Origin of the sequence: Clostridium fungisolvens, assembly GCF_014193895.1 — a bacterium.
Taxonomy (GTDB): domain Bacteria; phylum Bacillota; class Clostridia; order Clostridiales; family Clostridiaceae; genus Clostridium_AR; species Clostridium_AR fungisolvens.
Genome location: NZ_BLZR01000001.1, coordinates 668,980 through 686,726, shown reverse-complemented (window position 1 = coordinate 686,726; position 17,747 = coordinate 668,980). Strand labels below are relative to the sequence as shown.

General features: G+C 32.7%; 11 protein-coding genes. 2 read left to right on the top strand and 9 right to left on the bottom strand.

The genetic code is table 11. The features are described 5' to 3' along the window. Positions 1 to 66: 66 nt before the first annotated feature. The 4 genes from bsdtw1_RS02605 to bsdtw1_RS02590 form a co-directional block, all read right to left on the bottom strand. Positions 67 to 1,341 carry a DEAD/DEAH box helicase gene (locus bsdtw1_RS02605; RefSeq protein ID WP_183276042.1) on the bottom strand — a complete coding sequence of 425 codons (1,275 nt, stop codon included), beginning with the start codon at positions 1,339 to 1,341 and terminating at the stop codon, positions 67 to 69. Between the two features lie 280 nt (positions 1,342 to 1,621). After that, on the bottom strand, positions 1,622 to 1,819 hold the full coding sequence (locus tag bsdtw1_RS02600; protein ID WP_183276041.1) for a cold-shock protein: 198 nt from the start codon (positions 1,817 to 1,819) through the stop codon (positions 1,622 to 1,624). A 339-nt stretch (positions 1,820 to 2,158) separates the two neighbouring features. Next, positions 2,159 to 2,662 (bottom strand): flavodoxin, encoded by a 504-nt coding sequence (locus bsdtw1_RS02595; RefSeq protein WP_183276040.1) that lies wholly within the window; start codon positions 2,660 to 2,662, stop codon positions 2,159 to 2,161. Positions 2,663 to 2,750: 88 nt separating this feature from the next. Further along, positions 2,751 to 3,548: an EFR1 family ferrodoxin gene (locus bsdtw1_RS02590; protein WP_183276039.1), complete on the bottom strand. Its 798-nt coding sequence runs from the start codon at positions 3,546 to 3,548 to the stop codon at positions 2,751 to 2,753. Positions 3,549 to 3,715: 167 nt separating this feature from the next. Here bsdtw1_RS02590 and bsdtw1_RS02585 point away from each other — a divergent pair, with 167 nt between their 5' ends. Further along, entirely contained in the window at positions 3,716 to 4,279 is a 564-nt protein-coding gene (locus bsdtw1_RS02585; protein WP_183276038.1) for a TetR/AcrR family transcriptional regulator, read from the top strand. Between the two features lie 177 nt (positions 4,280 to 4,456). Here the strand turns inward: bsdtw1_RS02585 and bsdtw1_RS02580 are convergent, their stop codons facing one another. Beyond that, positions 4,457 to 6,328 (bottom strand): APC family permease, encoded by a 1,872-nt coding sequence (locus bsdtw1_RS02580; protein WP_183276037.1) that lies wholly within the window; start codon positions 6,326 to 6,328, stop codon positions 4,457 to 4,459. 362 nt (positions 6,329 to 6,690) lie between these two features. Between bsdtw1_RS02580 and bsdtw1_RS02575 the strand changes: the two genes are divergently transcribed. Then, a complete protein-coding gene (locus bsdtw1_RS02575) occupies positions 6,691 to 10,338 on the top strand; it encodes an Ig-like domain-containing protein (protein WP_183276036.1) in 3,648 nt (1,215 codons plus the stop codon). A 126-nt stretch (positions 10,339 to 10,464) separates the two neighbouring features. Here bsdtw1_RS02575 and bsdtw1_RS02570 read toward each other — a convergent pair whose 3' ends face one another. The 4 genes from bsdtw1_RS02570 to srtB form a co-directional block, all read right to left on the bottom strand. Beyond that, positions 10,465 to 11,907, bottom strand: coding sequence for a 6-phospho-beta-glucosidase (locus tag bsdtw1_RS02570; RefSeq protein ID WP_183276035.1), 1,443 nt, complete (start codon positions 11,905 to 11,907; stop codon positions 10,465 to 10,467). Positions 11,908 to 12,354: 447 nt separating this feature from the next. Continuing rightward, complete coding sequence (locus bsdtw1_RS02565) at positions 12,355 to 13,515, bottom strand: iron-containing alcohol dehydrogenase (protein WP_183276034.1); 1,161 nt, start codon at positions 13,513 to 13,515, stop codon at positions 12,355 to 12,357. A gap of 305 nt (positions 13,516 to 13,820) precedes the next feature. Continuing rightward, a complete protein-coding gene (locus bsdtw1_RS23400) occupies positions 13,821 to 16,571 on the bottom strand; it encodes a prolyl oligopeptidase family serine peptidase (protein WP_205245266.1) in 2,751 nt (916 codons plus the stop codon). 188 nt (positions 16,572 to 16,759) lie between these two features. Next, the gene (gene srtB / locus bsdtw1_RS02555) at positions 16,760 to 17,557 is read right to left on the bottom strand and encodes a class B sortase (RefSeq protein WP_183276033.1); all 798 of its coding nucleotides are present in this window, start codon (positions 17,555 to 17,557) and stop codon (positions 16,760 to 16,762) included. Between the last annotated feature and the right edge of the window lie 190 nt (positions 17,558 to 17,747).

Sequence of the window (17,747 nt, the reverse complement as noted above, 5' to 3'; positions counted from 1 at the left end):
ATACATTTTGTAAATAATAATGTAAAGATATTTTCTTATTATAGAATAAAGTAATTTTATAAAGCATTAAGCCTTCTTTTTACTTTTTCTAAAATAATTACTTTTGTTATTGTTCCTATTAGTATCATTTTTTCTTGCATTTCTACTTTTTCCTGCACCCACATTTTTCAATACCGCAGGGGTGCTATTACTTAATTCTAATTTACTAGTAGTATATGGATGTTCTTCAATAACCGTTATTGATTTTGCTATAGTTTTCTCAATATATTTAAGTAAATCTTTTTCTTCCTCATCACAGAAAGATATTGCCATACCTTCCGCTCCAGCTCTTCCAGTTCGCCCAATTCTATGCACGTAGGTTTCTGGTACTTCAGGTAAATCAAAATTTATTACATGTGATAATTTCTCTACATCAATACCTCTTGCAGCTATATCTGTTGCAACTAAAACTCTTATTTTCTTTTCTTTAAAATTGTTTAACGCAAGCTGCCTTGAGTTTTGCGACTTATTACCATGTATGGCCTGGGCCTGTATTCCTGATTTAATAAGATCGTTAGTTATTTTATTTGCATTATGTTTTGTTCTAGAAAATACAAGAACAGACTCAATTGATTTATCCTTTAATAGATGAGTAAGCAAGTGTCTCTTATTTCTCTTTTCAACTAAATACACTGACTGCCTAATAGTATCGATAGTAGATGAAACAGGTGCTACCTCTACTTTTACAGGATTCAAAAGAATAGATTCTATCAGCTTTGAAATTTCCTTAGGCATAGTTGCAGAAAATAACATTGTCTGCCTATTCTTGGGAAGTTTCGCTATTATTCTTTTCACATCATATCCTAGTCCCATATCAAGCATTCTATCTGCCTCATCAAGCACTAAAAATTCTATATGTTGTAGGTTTATATACTTTTGTTGTACTAAATCCAGTAATCTTCCTGGCGTTGCAACCAAAATATCTATTCCTGCCTTTAACCTCTCTACCTGAGCTTTTTGTGAAACTCCTCCAAAAATTGCAGTATTCTTTATACCTGTATACCTTCCATATGCCGAAAAACTTTCTTCAATCTGGATGGCTAATTCTCTTGTTGGCGCTAACACTAAGGCCTTAATATTTATATTATTTCTTTTAGTTTCTTTCTTTTTATAAAGAAGCTGCAACATAGGTATAGCAAATGCTGCTGTTTTTCCTGTACCTGTCTGTGCAAATCCCTCTAAATCTTTTCCTTCAAGGATAACCGGAATAGCCTGCTCCTGTATAGGTGTAGCCGTAGTATATCCTACCTTCTTTATAGCTTTTAAAATTGGTTCAATAATCTTCAACTCTTCAAAAAACATTTTTCTCCTTATAGGTACTTACCAATTTAGCACCTTAAAATCTTGTATAGTATTAAAATATAATTATATATGAATATACCTATTAAACTTACTTTATTAAATAGAGCTGGGATATCCATTCCGATGAACAGATTAACTACTTCGATCCTTAAACTCCAAATAAAAATTTCGATGGTTCTACGAATCTTTATTTGGATAGATTAAAACGTGAAGTAGTTTATCTATATAACTAAAAACCCCTTAAATAGAATACCTATTTAAGGGGTAAAAAATCTACTAATTAAAGAATAGTAACATTTTCTGCTTGAGGTCCTTTAGGTCCCTTAGCTACATCAAAAGAAACTTCTTGGTTTTCTTCTAATGTCTTATATCCTTCTGTCTTTATTTGAGAAAAATGTACGAATACATCCTTTCCGTCTTCTCCTGTAATAAATCCAAATCCTTTTTCTGCGTTAAACCATTTAACTTTACCGTTCATATCATATACCTCCGAAATTTTATTATTCTTAAATTTGTTGTAATAACTAACTAATAAAATCTCGATATCATCATACTCTATTACTAGGTACTAATTGAAATATATTTTGTTGCATTATTTACTATTAATTTAAGTACTTGCTAAGAATAACACAGTTTAATATATAAAGCAAGTTATTTAAATTTACATAATTTAAATGTACAACATTCTTATTAGCAATGCAATTTATATGCTTATTTATTCTATTTTCATTTATATATATGATATTAATTATATTCTTATATAGCTTGAATCATTTTTCTACTAAAAATATATAGTTGCATGTAAATTCATTTTAAATTATAGTAACCTATAATCTATTTCGTTTTGAGCCAAACTAATGAATTCTCGTATCGAATTCTTTTTTACACTTTCATCTTTTAACTGATTATTGTGAAAATCACCGCCATCTATGATTTTAGCATTAGAACAATATTCATTAAATTTTTTATAAAAGTCTCCAAAATCACCTTTATGTGTGCAAAACGGAATAACAGTTTTATTTTGCAGATTATATTCCTTTAAGAATGATGCAATTGGAGGAGCAATAGTATACCACCATATCGGTGACCCAATAAAGATGATATCATATTTTTCAATGTTCTCTATATGCCTCTTTAATTGTGGTGTATGTCCGCTTTTTATATGCATTAATCCTAAAGTTGCTGCCGAGGCTACATTATATGATTTTTCAAGCTCTATTTCAAAAATATCACTACTTATAGTTTTATGAATACTTTCAGCAACTTGTCTAGTATTACCTTGAAGGGAATAGTATACAATTAATATTTTCTTATTATCCATCTTGATTCTCCTTTTTTATACTATAATTTAGTTATGTAAGGATTTTATTATGGCTGTTCTTAAGGATTAAAAATTACTCAGTCTATATTCATACCTTAAGCTTTTCAATTACAGCTTTATTTGGCTTTGGATAATGTCCAAACTTATTGTACCCATTGGTGTAAATTGCTTTTGTTGGACATAAATTATAGCATGCAAAGCAACCATGACATTTAGCTTCATCAAATACTGGAAAATCATTCATTTTAATAACCTTATATGGGCATGTGTTAACACATTTTTTGCACTGGATACATAATGTGCTATCCACTTTCTTGGCCCCCATAATCTTTCTCATCATTAATGCAGTTCCAAGTTTACTAAGCACAATATATTTAGTTTTTACTAAGACCTTTTTCTCATTCACTACTTCTCTATTTCTTATTTTTAAACATATTTTTGATAATTCATCTATAAAAATATTAAACTCGTCCATCTGTTGTTTAGTTGGATTATTTATATGTCCATGATCATGCTTCATAACTGGAGGATAGTTTTCAGGGGTGTTTAAACCATGATCAAGTACTACTTTAAAACCTTTTTTTGTTATCTTCTCTGCTAAAACTTTTGTTGCTGCTCCGTTATCTTTTCCATAGGTACTAAAAACAAAAGCTGGTTTATTAATACTTTCCATACCATCAATATACTCTTTTACAAACTCAGCAATTGAATATTCATCTGCATAAGTAGCAAAACCTATGATATTATACTCATCTAAATTTGGATAACCATCTCTCATATTCATAAGATCAAACTCTACATCATGAATCTTACTAATTATATACTCACAAGCTAATTTAGTATTTCCAGTCAGCGAAAAATATAAAATCGCACCCTTCATAATCATTATCCCTTCCTCAACAAATTAATATATATCTAAGTCTTTTTTGGATTATTCATTCCAACTTTATTTTAATATTATATCTATCTCCCCCTATTGTCAATGACTAAATTGACTAAAAGCACTTTTTTTAGTTATAATATAGAATATACAATCCACGGTGGTGATAAAAAATGAGCAAAAGATCAGATATATTAGATGCTACTCTTCAGCTGATTGTAGAAGAAAGTATCCAATCAGTTACTTTAGCTAAGATTTTAAAAAAAGCAGATGTTGGTTCTGGAACTTTATATAATTACTTTTCCAGTAAGGATGACTTAATAAACGCCTTATACCAGGATATACTCTTAAAAATGGATACTTTCATCTTATCAAATTATGATCAATCTGAAGGCATAAAGATACGGTTTGATAAATTAGTTTCTGGTTTATTAGAATATACCCTTCAATACTTCGATGAACTTAATTTTGCTGAGCAATACGCATATTTGCTACATAAAACGAAATGCCATGATGATACTTCAATAAATAATGCTTTTATCGACATTGTATATAACTTAATTATTGAAGGACAAAATCAAAGAATTATTAAAAATATAGATACTTCTTTGGTTGCCCAAATTATATCAGGTATAATTACCTCAGTTGTAAAAGGCCACAAGGGCGGTAAATTACAGCTTGATGAAGCTAAAAAGCAGGAAGTTCTCAATGCTTGCTGGCATTCTATAAGAGCCTAAATAATAATTGGTATAAACTGAAAAAACTCTCACAAATCCAGTGAGAGTTTTTACTAATTACAAAATTTTAATTTGAAGACTTCTAATTATTAAATTTATCTTTTCTATAGTCAGTGATCACTCTTCAGACTTAGAACGTTCAATCCAAAATATTTCGATTTAATTAATATACTAACGTTACTTACAATCATCTGTTCCTCTTTTCCTGCATTCCTCTAGGTGATATGGATAGGTCGAAACCACTATATTATGATTTCTAAGTAAGGTTTCTCTAAGAATCAAACTTGTATGATTATGTAAAACTTCTCCCCTTTTTTCATGACTTATGAATTCCGGTAATATTACTGTTACCTTTTCATCTTCACCAGCTGCATCTGCTATCAACTGTATATTATCAATCAAAGGATTTATTATTGCCCTGTAAGGAGAATACTTAGCAACAAGTATAATATCTGTGTTCAACTCATTCCATCTCTGTTTCAATTTATCTATAGCTTCCTGATCTGGCGACACATTTAGAGCAATAACATTATCACTTAAACTATTAGCATATTGAAGTGTACTTATAGATGCTTTATTTAAACTAGCTATGGGAACTACTACAATATGAGTATATTTTATCTTCATATTTATGTCTTTTAGATTTACAGTACTTATACTTAAACCCTTAGCTACTTTGTCATAGTGAGCTTTAATCCTTAACTGTCCTAAAATTATAATTGGAATCAGTATTACAACTATAAAAGCCCCTTGACTAAATTTTTCAATCAAAATTACTATTCCTGTTATTAAAGTTAATACAGTTCCTATTCCATTTATAACAGCACCTTTTTTCCAGCCTTCTTCTTTTTCTTTTATCCAGTGATTAACCATACCAAATTGACCTAAAGTAAAAGAAGTAAAGACTCCTAATGCATATAAAGGAATCAGCCTATGGGTATCTGCTCTAAATATTATGACCAAAATACATGCAATAAAAGTTAACCCTACGATTCCAAATGTAAACCCAAGGCGCTTTCCTCTAACAGTAAATTGTCTTGGTGCATAGCCGTCTTTAGCAACTATATACATAAGCATTGGAAATCCAGTAAAAGCTGTATTACACGCCATAAGTAGTATTATAGCTGTACTGAACTGTATTATATAGAACATAAAACCATTGCTAAAAATCCCTGAAGCTATTTGTGAGATAACTGTAGGTCCATCTGTAATTGGTACTGCTGTATAAAATATAGCAAGTACTGATGAACCTCCAAATATGAAAAATATCATTAATGCCAACAATATCATAACAATTTTTGCATTTCTTTGACTTGGTTCTTTAAAATTAGGAACAGAATTACTTACTGCCTCTAGTCCTGTTAAGGCAGAACATCCTGAAGCAAAAGCTCTTAATATCAAAAATAAGGATAAGCTTTGTGTAGCCTTTGTAGGTACTGGATACATAGGTGCTGGATGAATATTTAGCACAAAATATTTAAATAGTCCATAAACTATCATAAATATCATACTAACTATAAATATATAACTAGGAATCGCAAATATCTTTGAAGATTCACTTATTCCTCTTAAATTTAAAATAGTTAAAATCACAATTATTACCACAACTATCAAAACTTTATATTGCATTAAGCTACTAAACGCTGAGGCAATGGCATCTGCTCCAGCACTAGCACTAACTGCCACTGTAAGTATATAGTCTATTATCAATCCTGCACCTGCAGTTAAACCAGCTTTATCGCTCAAGTTTTCCTTAGCTACCTTATATGCACCTCCACCCTGTGGATATGCTTTAATAATTTGTATGTATGAAATTGTAAGTATTATAAGTAGGCCAATAATCATAAATGAAGTCCATGTTAGCCATTCATATGCAGCTGAACCTAATACTATTAAAACAAAAAGGATTTCCTGTGCTGCATATGCTACAGAAGATACCGCATCACTAGCCATAATTGCGAGACCAAAAGGTACATTATATTTCTCATGCTTACTTTGCTCACTACGTAATGGCTCTCCAAGTAACACATCTGAAAATTTTCTATTCATTGCTTTGCCCCCTATACTATGTTGTAAAAAATATCCTTGTTTAAATAATAAATAAATCTGATATTGTACCTTAATTTATAGAACCTTTTATTAATTATACTTTCTCTCATTTTTCTAAAAATGATACATTATATTAAAACTAATGTTTTTATTTTGATATGGCACTTGATCATATTCCAATATATTGAAGTTTTTTAATATTAGCTTTAATCCAATTCATATCTTAAATAAATATTAGAAATATATTTCAGAACTGATCGTAAAAGCATGCAGTATGTAAGAAAAATTACGAAAATATATAATAGTGGCTGAATATTTATTTACTGATTATTTTATCAATTAAACAAGGAGGTGTATTTATTGTGAAAAAAATTTTTCGATCCAACTTTTTTAAGCTTTCTTTGTTTTCATTACTATTTGTGGCACTGTTAACATTTAAAGCATACGGATCTGTTGATTCTGCTGGAACTCTTTCAGATTTACAGACAAAGATATCTTCAGCCATGCATTCTAGACTGACTACATACAGCATAAGTTACTCTGGAACTACTTCAACACTTAGTAGCGATATTTCTAATGCTATAAACAGTATTTATAACGGGGATGATTATTTGCATTATACCAGTAAAGGTTATTCCTACTCTTACACTGTTAGCGGCGGTGTTGCTACAATCAATTTTACTTTTAATTATTGGAATACAGCCGCTCAAGATAGTTATGTCAGTACCAAAGTTAATGGAGTATTAAGCCAGATAATAACTTCCGGAATGAATGATTTCGAGAAAGAAAAAGCTATTCATGACTGGATAGAAAAGAATGTTGCTTATGATACCACATTAGTAAAACATTCAGATTATGATGCAGTTGTATCTCCATACACAACGGTATGCCAAGGCTATGCATTACTATCCTATAAAATGCTAAACCAGGCAGGTATTCAAACTAAGATAGTAGAAGGCACTGCTGGTGGACAAGCACATGCATGGAATCTGGTTTACCTTGATGGAGCATGGTACCACTTTGATACAACTTGGGACGACCCATTACCAGATGTGGCTGGTAGAGTAACCTATGATTATTATAACTTGACGGATGCTCAAATAAAATTAAACCACTCATGGGTGAAAACTTATCCTGCTGCAAGTACTGATTTTGCCACTACTTTAAATTCAAAACTTTTAAGTGATTCTTCAAATTCTTCGGTATACCAAGGTTTGATAGATGCCTTAAACCTTAATTTATTAACACCTGAGTATACTGTAAATAACGCCACTGAATTAAATGCTAAGATTCAGGAAGCAATTAAAAATAATCAAACTAAAATTACAGTAAGATATATGAGCGGTTCTACAGTTGCAACTGATATTGCTACTGCAATTAAAGGGATTTCAAACATTACTTCTTATTCTTATTCAAAGGTTGATTATAACAGAAGCAGTATAACTGGAGATGTAAGATTAGATCTTTCCTTTACTTATTTCACTCCAGTAAGTGTAAGCTCTGTATCTTTATCTAGCACCGATTTAACCCTAGCTGCTGGTGCTTCAAGCACACTTACAGCTACAGTTCTTCCTAGTAACGCTAGCAATAAAACAATTATTTGGTCTACAAGTAATTCTTCAGTTGCAACAGTTGCAGGAGGAGTGGTTAAAGCCATTGGAGGTGGAACAGCTGTAATTACAGCTAAAACATCTGATGGAAGCTACACTGCTACATGTAATATCAATGTTATACAAGGAGTATCAAGCATCACCCTTGCTTCAGCCTCACCTTACGTTAGAGTAGGTGGTGATGATATCACATTAGCAGCTACTGTTAATCCAGCTGGAGCTAATGATAAGTCTTTGACTTGGACAAGCAGTAATCCAACTGTAGCAACAGTAGATTCTACTGGTAAAGTCCATGCAGTAGCTTATGGTTCTGCTGTTATTTCAGCAACTTCAGTACAGGACCCAACTAAAGTTGGAAAATTCACTATTACTGTTCCTGTACCAGTAACCGGAGTTACTGTAACCTCTAGCTCAACAATTGTTAAAATGGGATCTACTTTAACCTTAGGTACCACCATAGCACCTTCTACCGCTACCATTAAGACAGTTACTTGGTCTAGTAGCAATGAAGCTATAGCTAAGGTAAGTTCTACTGGTGTAGTTACTCCTGTGGCTACTGGTACAGTAACTATCACAGCTAAAACCATTGATGGCGGTTTTACTGCAACTAAGGATTTAACAGTTATTTACGGAGTTACTAGCATAACTCTTGATAAAACCTCAGCTTATGTTAGATTGGGAGAAAGTGATTTAACTTTAGTCTCAACAGTTAACCCAAGCAATGCAACAGATAAGTCGTTAACTTGGACTAGCAGTAATCAAAGTATAGCTACTGTTGATTCAAACGGAGCTGTACATGCAGTTGCCTATGGTACGGCTACTATAACAGCTACTTCTGTACAAGATCCAACTAAGGTAGCAAAATGTACAATCATCGTTCCTGTACCAGTAACAGGAGTTACTGTAACTTCTAGTTCTAACGTTGTTAAAATGGGGTCTACTTTAACCTTAGGTACTACTATGGCCCCTATTACTGCTACTATTAAGACAGTTACTTGGTCTAGTAGCAACGAAGCTATAGCTAAGGTAAGTGCTACTGGTGTAGTTACTCCTGTGGCTACTGGTACAGTAACTATCACAGCTAAAACCATTGATGGCGGTTTTACTGCAACTAAGGATTTAACAGTTATTTACGGAGTTACTAGCATAACTCTTGATAAAACCTCAGCTTATGTTAGATTGGGAGAAAGTGATTTAACTTTAGTCTCAACAGTTAACCCAAGCAATGCAACAGATAAGTCGTTAACTTGGACTAGCAGTAATCAAAGCATAGCTACTGTTGATTCAAACGGAACTGTACATGCAGTTGCCTATGGTACGGCTACTATAACAGCTACTTCTGTACAAGATCCAACTAAGGTAGCAAAATGTACAATCATCGTTCCTGTACCAGTAACAGGAGTTACTGTAACTTCTAGTTCTAACGTTGTTAAAATGGGGTCTACTTTAACCTTAGGTACTACTATGGCCCCTATTACTGCTACTATTAAGACAGTTACTTGGTCTAGTAGCAACGAAGCTATAGCTAAGGTAAGTGCTACTGGTGTAGTTACTCCTGTAGCTCCTGGTACAGTAACTATCACAGCTAAAACCATTGATGGCGGTTTTACTTCAACTAAGGATTTAACAGTTATTTACGGAGTTACTAGCATAACTCTTGATAAAACCTCAGCTTATGTTAGATTGGGAGAAAGTGATTTAACTTTAGTCTCAACAGTTAACCCAAGCAATGCAACAGATAAATCGTTAACTTGGACTAGCAGTAATCAAAGCATAGCTACTGTTGATTCAAACGGAACTGTACATGCAGTTGCCTATGGTACGGCTACTATAACAGCTACTTCTGTACAAGATCCAACTAAGGTAGCAAAATGTACAATCATCGTTCCTGTACCAGTAACAGGAGTTACTGTAACTTCTAGTTCTAACGTTGTTAAAATGGGGTCTACTTTAACCTTAGGTACTACTATGGCCCCTATTACTGCTACTATTAAGACAGTTACTTGGTCTAGTAGCAACGAAGCTATAGCTAAGGTAAGTGCTACTGGTGTAGTTACTCCTGTAGCTCCTGGCACAGTAACTATCACAGCTAAAACCATTGATGGTGGTTTTACTTCAACTAAGGATTTAACAGTTATTTACGGGGTTACTAGCATAACTCTTGATAAAACTACAGCTTCTCTTAAGTTAAGTGGTACTGATATAACGTTAATAGCTACCGTTAATCCAACCAATGCTACAGATAAATCACTAACATGGATAAGCAGTAATGTTAATGTAATCTCAGTTGATTCCTCTGGTAAAATTCATGCTGTAGGATTAGGTACTGCTACCGTCACTGTAACTTCTGTACAAGATCCTACGAAATTTGCACGATGCACAGTAACGGTAACAAATTAGTTTATAAGAATATAGTAAAAGACCCACGACGAGCATGTCGTGGGTTTTATTATAATAGTTCTTATAGAAATTTATGGCTATGCGACTTGTTTTGCTTAAGTATTTTAATACATAGTTAAACAGTTATTACTCTAAATCTTCTCCATTTGTCTCTATAACTTTTTTGTACCAATAGAAACTCTTCTTCTTAGAACGTTTCAATGTACCATTGCCTTCATTATCTTTATCTACATAGATAAAGCCATATCTTTTCTTCATTTCACCAGTAGATGCACTTACTAAATCTATACATCCCCATGGTGTATATCCCATTAGTTCTACTCCATCTTCATTAACTGCATCTTCCATTGCTTTAATATGAGCTCTCAAATAGTCTATACGGTAGTCGTCCTCTACATATCCATTTTCATCCGGATTATCCACAGCGCCTAAGCCGTTTTCCACAATAAACAATGGTTTTTGATAACGATCATAGATAGAATTCATAGTTATTCTAAGTCCTAGTGGATCTATCTGCCATCCCCATTCACTTGCCTTTAGGTAAGGATTCTTTAAAGTAGCAAATACATTTCCTGCAGTTTCTTTATTAACTTCTGGATCAGCACTTGTAAGTCTTGAAGAATAGTAACTGAAGGAAATAAAGTCAACAGTATTATTCTTTAATACTTCAAGATCTCCCTCTTCCATTTTTAGGTCTATATTATTCTTTTCAAGCATTTTTATTGCATAGTTTGGATACTCTCCACGAGATTGAACATCTATGAAGAAATAGTTTTCTCTATCCTTCTCCATTGACTTCCATACATCTTCAGGAGCACAGGTATTTGCATAAGTATTACCTGCAGCTAGCATGCATCCAACCTTAATTTCTGGATTTACTTCATGAGCTATCTTAGTAGCTTTAGCACTTGCAACTAATTGATGATGTGCAGCTTGATATTTTACTGCTTCTACATTTTCTCCTTCTTCAAATGTTAAACCTGCTCCAATGAATGGAAGATGTAGCAGCATATTTATTTCATTAAAAGTAAGCCAGTACTTTACTTTGTTGTTATATCTATTAAATATAACATTGCATAATCTTTCATAGTAATCTACCATCTTACGGCTTCTCCATGAACCAATTGTCTTTACTAAGTTCATAGGCACATCAAAGTGAGTTATAGTAACTAATGGCTCAATACCGTATTTCAAGCATTCATCGAATACATCATCATAGAATTTTAATCCTTCTTCATTTGGTTCTGCATCATCTCCATTAGGGAATATCCTAGACCAAGCTAAAGACATTCTAAAACACTTAAAGCCCATTTCTGCAAATAATGCAATATCTTCTTTGTAATGATGATAAAAATCAATAGCTTCGTGACTTGGGTAAAAATGCTCTTCATCGCATTCATACATCTTCATTTTTCCAAGCATAACAGGGAAACGATCCTTTCCAGCAGGAATTACATCTACTGTAGATAATCCCTTATTTCCTTCTAAATATCCCCCTTCGAATTGGTTCGCAGCTGTAGCTCCTCCCCACAAAAATCCTTCTGGTAATTTGTTAGTGTTAACTGCCATTTCTATACCTCCAAAAATATATTTTATTCTTTTTCACCCAAAACTTAATGAAAGATTTTGTACTCATTATGACATTTTTAATGTTTCAACAACATTGCTTACTAAGTATATAGTAACTCCTTAATTTAATTATCCAATAAACTAATAAATAAAAACAAAAGAGACCTCAATTAATAAAAAGAGAGAGCTTGTCTCGCTTTGTACTAATGAAGGTCTCGCCTGATTAACTCAGTTACAATCCAACAACTACTATATGTAAGCGTTTATTATATACTATAATTATATTTCTCATTTAATTTATAGTCAATAAATTTTACTTATGAATATATTAAGTAAATTGAAAATCCTACATGTCATTTTTACACGAGCATGCAGGATTCCCTTATTAAACTCTTATATCATAACTAAAAATTACGTTTTATTAAATCTCACATTTATACTATTTGTTTACAAACACATTTCTAAAATCTTATATACATCTTCTTCATTTAAAGCAACATAAGCATATGCTAAAGCACCATGTTCAACTGCTGATTTTGCCATTGCTTCAAAATTTGTTTTGTCTATTCCTAATTCACTTAACGTCATTGGGATACCGCAAGCTTTAAAAAAGTCTTCTGTAGCATCTATTGCTTCATTTGCAAGCGCAAATTTATCTCCCTTAGGTTCTAGATCCCATACATTTATTGCATAATCAACGAATTTATCAATCGTTGCATCACTTAATATATATCTCATCCATCTTGGAGTTAATATAGCAAGACCCACTCCATGAGTTATATCATAGTATGCACTTAATTCATGCTCTATTGGGTGACAAGTCCATGCTCCTGCCTTTCCACTTCCAGTAAGACCATTAAGAGCCATGGAACTAGCCCACATCATGTTAGCACGAGCTTCGTAATTCTTTGGATCTTTTAATGCTATAGGACAGTATTTTATACAGGCTTGTAGTAATCCTTCTGCAAACTTATCCTGTACAAAAGCATCCGTAGTTTTCTTGAAATAATTTTCAATAATATGAGACATTATATCTGCACAACCAGCTGCTGTTTGGATAGCTGGTAATGTATATAAGTATTCAGGATCTAAAATCGATGTTTGAGGTATCATATTCCAAGATGCCGTTCCAAGCTTTTCGTTTGTATCCATTTTTGAAATAACTGCATTTTTATTCATTTCAGATCCAGTTGCTGCTAGCGTTAAGATAGTCACAATAGGTAAAACCTTATCTATCTTCGCTGGATTGGCAACTATATCCCAAGCATCTCCATCATAGTAGTAAGCAGCTCCTACAACCTTTGCGCAGTCTATAGTACTTCCCCCACCAACAGCTAATATAACATCAACATTATGTTCTTTACAAAGTTCTACTCCACGTCTTACTGTCTCTATTCTAGGATTTGGTTCAATACCACTAAGCTCTACAATATTAAAATCTTTTAGTAATTCTTGAATATTATCATAGATTCCATTTTTCTTTATGCTTCCTCCGCCATAAGCAAGCAATACATTTTTGCCATGTCTTTTTAATACTTCTGGAAGGTTAGAAATCTGACCTTTACCAAATAACATTTCAGTATAAGCATGAAATTTAAAATTATCCATTTTCTCTTCCTCCTATTAGTGCATAAATCTCTAATATTTTTTTCATTTATATATTCAAAGTATACGCCTTACAGTTCACTCTAAGTCAATACTAACTCATTACTATTTCCCTAAAATGAAAAACTAAATTCGTGATTAAAGTAGTTAATTTAAAATTCTTATTTTTTACTGTATTACCATAAAAACTTCTAAAAATATTGAAATTTAAAGGTTTGACTGACATACAAATTTTATATTTTCATATACAGTAAAAAAGTGAACTCTGCGCTACAGAATTCACTCTTCTTGTTTTTGTTACATATATATTATTGTTGCTTTACACCTTTTTTTCTTAATAGCACATATCCACCTGCAACAGAAGCTGCCATTAGTAATGTTAAAGGTAATATTGGTGCTGAATCACCAGTTTGTGGTGAAGTTGTACTAGTACTACTTACTGATGTTGTAGTTGAACTAGTATTTGTTGATGTTGTTTGTGTTGGTGCTGTTTGTGTTGGTGTTGTTGGTACTGCTTTGCTTATTGCTTGAGCAGCTAACCATTCCATAATTGTTGTGCTCTTTCCATTGATTGTATCTACACATTGATTATTGTATACATATATCCATGACCAATGCCCCATGTATTCATATGGTGTACCATCTGCTTTTTTGTATAAACCTGTAGTATCAAGTACCTTTTCTAATAATGTCATATGAACGTTCTTTGCTCCAGCTTTTACTAAACGTTCGTAAGTTGGAACCATAAAGCTATTTACAGGAACTGTTGTATCTGTTTTTGAAGCAGTAAACCATAATGGAATATTTTTTAATTTTTGTATATCAGCATCAGTTATTAATGTATCTTTTAAAGCTTCACAGGTTGGGAATGCAGCTGCAAAGTAATCTGTATAGTCTCTAGCCATAACCATTGTCATATATCCACCGTTAGAGTCTCCACCAATGTATACTCTATTTGTATCAATATCCTTGTTATTAGCAACATACTCTTTTATCAAAGACATAAGAGCTTTTTCATATTTTGAAGTTCCATCTCCTCTACCGCCATTTAAACCATCCATCCAGAAAGTTGGTGCTTGTGGTGCTAATACATATGCTCCCTCAAAATATTTTTGCATTTCAGGTGATGCAAAGTTTACAGCCTTATTGCCCATGATTGGAAGAAGACCATCAGTTCCACCTTCTCCTGCACCATGTAACCAAATTACTAATGGATGTTTTTTGCTATCCTTTGCTGGCGCAAAGCTTGCATAGTGTAGCGTAATATTATCGTAAGTTCCTTGTGAAGTAGTAAATTGGTCTGCAAGTATCTTGGTTCCACCTGCATATACATTTCCTACTAAACCTCTGATTGTTTGTGAATTAGAAGTTATATCTCTTTGTTGAGTAATTGTGTAATTAGAAGTTACCCATCCATTTAATCCATTAGATAAACTGTAGTTCATTGGTGAACCTAAAGCTAGATCTGGACCGATTTCCATTTCAAGAACTGCGTAGCTACCGCTAGCCACAGCATTTCCATCCTTATCAGAAACATAAGCCCTTGTAACTTTACGATCGCCTTCTGCAGCACCTAGCATTAAAGTGTTTGGTCTATTTTCAGTTCTTAGAACATGAACCTTAAATGTATCAGTAGCTATTAAGCCTTGATCTACCTTTTGCCCTAAGTTAACGATTACTTTTGTGATTGCTGGTCCCCAGTCTTGTACTTCAGTAACTGTTGAATAACTAGTAGACTTAACTTTAGCTTGACTAGCTAACCATTCCATTATTGTTGTACTTTTTCCGTTAATTGTATCTGTGCATTGGTTATTATACACATAAATCCATGACCAGTGACCCATATATTCATATGGTGATCCATCTGCCTTTTTATATAAACCAGTTGTATCAACTACCTTATCAAATAATGATAAATGAGCATTTTTAGCTCCAGCCTTCACTAAACGATTATAAGTTGGAACTACATAGTCATTTATTGGAACTGTAGTATCTGTTTTAGCTGCAGTAAACCATATTGGAAGGTTCTTCATCTTCTCAATATCTGAATCCTTTATTAAAGTATCCTTTAAAGCTTCACAAGTTGGAAATGCAGCTGCAAAATAATCTGTATAATCTCTTGCCATAAGCATTGTCATATATCCACCGTTAGAATCTCCACCGATGTAAATTCTGCTTGTGTCAATGTCTTTATTGTTTGCAACGTAATCTTTAATTAGCGACATAAGTGCATTTTCGTATTTTGAAGTTCCATCTCCAAATCCATTAAATCCATCCATCCAGAAGCTTGGAGTTTGAGGTGCTAGAACATAAGCTCCTCCAAAATATGCTTGCATTTGCTTTGAAGCAAAGTTGTCTGCCTTATTTGCTGTGATAGGAAGTAATCCATCTGTTCCGCCTTCTCCCATACCATGAAGCCATATAACTAATGGATGTTTGTTATTATCTTTTTCAGGTGTATAGTTTGAATAATGTAAAGTAACATTGTCATAGGTTGCTTGTCCAAGTTTAAAACTATCGACAATAGGTTTAATATCTCCGGCAGAAGTATTAACAACTAGTCCTGAGATTGTCCCCGAACTTGATGCAATATCCTTTTGTTGAGTTATCGTGTAATCACATTTAACCCACCCATTCATAAATGTTGTCAAACTAAAATTAATTGGAGAACTTAAAGTATCATCAGGACCAACACTCATTTCGAGCACTGCATAATTGCCACTATCAACAGCATTACCGTCCTTATCTGAAACATATGCTTTAGTAATAGTTCGATCACCTTCTGCAGCACCAGTAATCGCAGTATTTGATCTAGTATCAGTTCTCAATACATGTACTTTGAAAGTATCTGTACCAACTGAACCTTTATCTACTTTCTTACCTAAGTCAACAATGACCTTTGTTGTTGCTGATCCCCAGTCAAACACCTCAGTAACTGTACGGTAAGATGTTGCTTGAGCTTCTGCAGCAAAGACACTTCTCACTGGAGAAGCCACCATTACGCTTGCTAAAATAACTGCAAGCATTAGCTTTCCACCACGTTTAAATATACTTGCCATTTTTACCCCCCATATCTCAGGCTTTTAAACCTTTTTTTACTTTAAAATCTATATCAATGATCATAAAGTACTTATTTAATATCTAGCTTATTTTATTAATTTTCAGTTATAGTCAATATTATTTTTCTAGCTGTCAAAACTAATATAATTTTAATTTCAACAAATTATGGATGTATTCAACTGTATGATTACTGTTTCAAAACCTTAGCATGTACAATTATTCGGCTATCTTTATCCGAATTTGTACAAGTTGATAAACTCAATACTTTATCATCTACAGTAACCTCTACTCCAGTATCATAAATAGAGTTTTTCTTTAAAGTTTTTAAGAATTTATCATATTCATCTCTTGTGGTAAAACTCTTATTATAGCTCTCACTAGTACTTCCTGTTATATAACAAGAAAAAATTTCACATTTTAGATCCCCATTTGGAGTATAAATCCAGAAATAAGGATTGGACACATAAAAGTCTTTATCTTTATACTTCATTAAGGCACTAAACATTGATGAATTCTTCAGATTATGACCATATATTGTGGTATGTAAGTCTTTAAACTGGCTATTATTTTCATAATCCATAAAAATACTTCCTGCTTTGTTTTCCTCCTTCTTGAAGGTGTGCTTTAAATAAAAGTTATTATCTGTACCTTTCACAATAGGATAGTCAATTCCAATACTCTCAAAATGAATCCATGCAACAATATCACTATTTATCGCTTTAAGATTATCAAAGTCTATCTTCCAAGCTTTTGTGGATTTGCTGTTAGCAGGAACCTCCTCAACATACTTTTGTAAATCCCTGTATTCATCAGTACCTTTCTTATACTCACTCCCTATAATGTATAAACTATATGCCGAATATAAAAAGGTACCTGCACAAATTAATACCATAATTACTTTTAGAGCGCTTCTAATGGAAGCTTTCTTCTTAAAATCTGTTTTGTTTAATTTACCTTCATTATCTTTTTCATTATTATTAACCATATATGTCTCCTGACCAATTTTAAAATACCAAGCCTCCATAACTTCTCAGCAAATTAATTATATATTTCATACAATTGTAAAGCTTTCCATTTATGGATTTTTACATACCGTTTTATTATTGTTTCTTGCCTTATTTTTTATAAACTAAAAAACTTTAATTATTTTTACTACTTAAAAGTCAAAAAATGGA

Excerpts from the sequence above, each read along its gene's own strand:
- bsdtw1_RS02605 (WP_183276042.1), bottom strand. The coding sequence starts at position 1,341 with ATGTTTTTTGAAGAGTTGAAGATTATTGAACCAATTTTAAAAGCTATA.
- bsdtw1_RS02600 (WP_183276041.1), bottom strand. The coding sequence starts at position 1,819 with ATGAACGGTAAAGTTAAATGGTTTAACGCAGAAAAAGGATTTGGATTT.
- bsdtw1_RS02595 (WP_183276040.1), bottom strand. The coding sequence starts at position 2,662 with ATGGATAATAAGAAAATATTAATTGTATACTATTCCCTTCAAGGTAAT.
- bsdtw1_RS02590 (WP_183276039.1), bottom strand. The coding sequence starts at position 3,548 with ATGATTATGAAGGGTGCGATTTTATATTTTTCGCTGACTGGAAATACT.
- bsdtw1_RS02585 (WP_183276038.1), top strand. The coding sequence starts at position 3,716 with ATGAGCAAAAGATCAGATATATTAGATGCTACTCTTCAGCTGATTGTA.
- bsdtw1_RS02580 (WP_183276037.1), bottom strand. The coding sequence starts at position 6,328 with ATGAATAGAAAATTTTCAGATGTGTTACTTGGAGAGCCATTACGTAGT.
- bsdtw1_RS02570 (WP_183276035.1), bottom strand. The coding sequence starts at position 11,907 with ATGGCAGTTAACACTAACAAATTACCAGAAGGATTTTTGTGGGGAGGA.
- bsdtw1_RS02565 (WP_183276034.1), bottom strand. The coding sequence starts at position 13,515 with ATGGATAATTTTAAATTTCATGCTTATACTGAAATGTTATTTGGTAAA.
- bsdtw1_RS23400 (WP_205245266.1), bottom strand. The coding sequence starts at position 16,571 with ATGGCAAGTATATTTAAACGTGGTGGAAAGCTAATGCTTGCAGTTATT.
- srtB (WP_183276033.1), bottom strand. The coding sequence starts at position 17,557 with ATGGTTAATAATAATGAAAAAGATAATGAAGGTAAATTAAACAAAACA.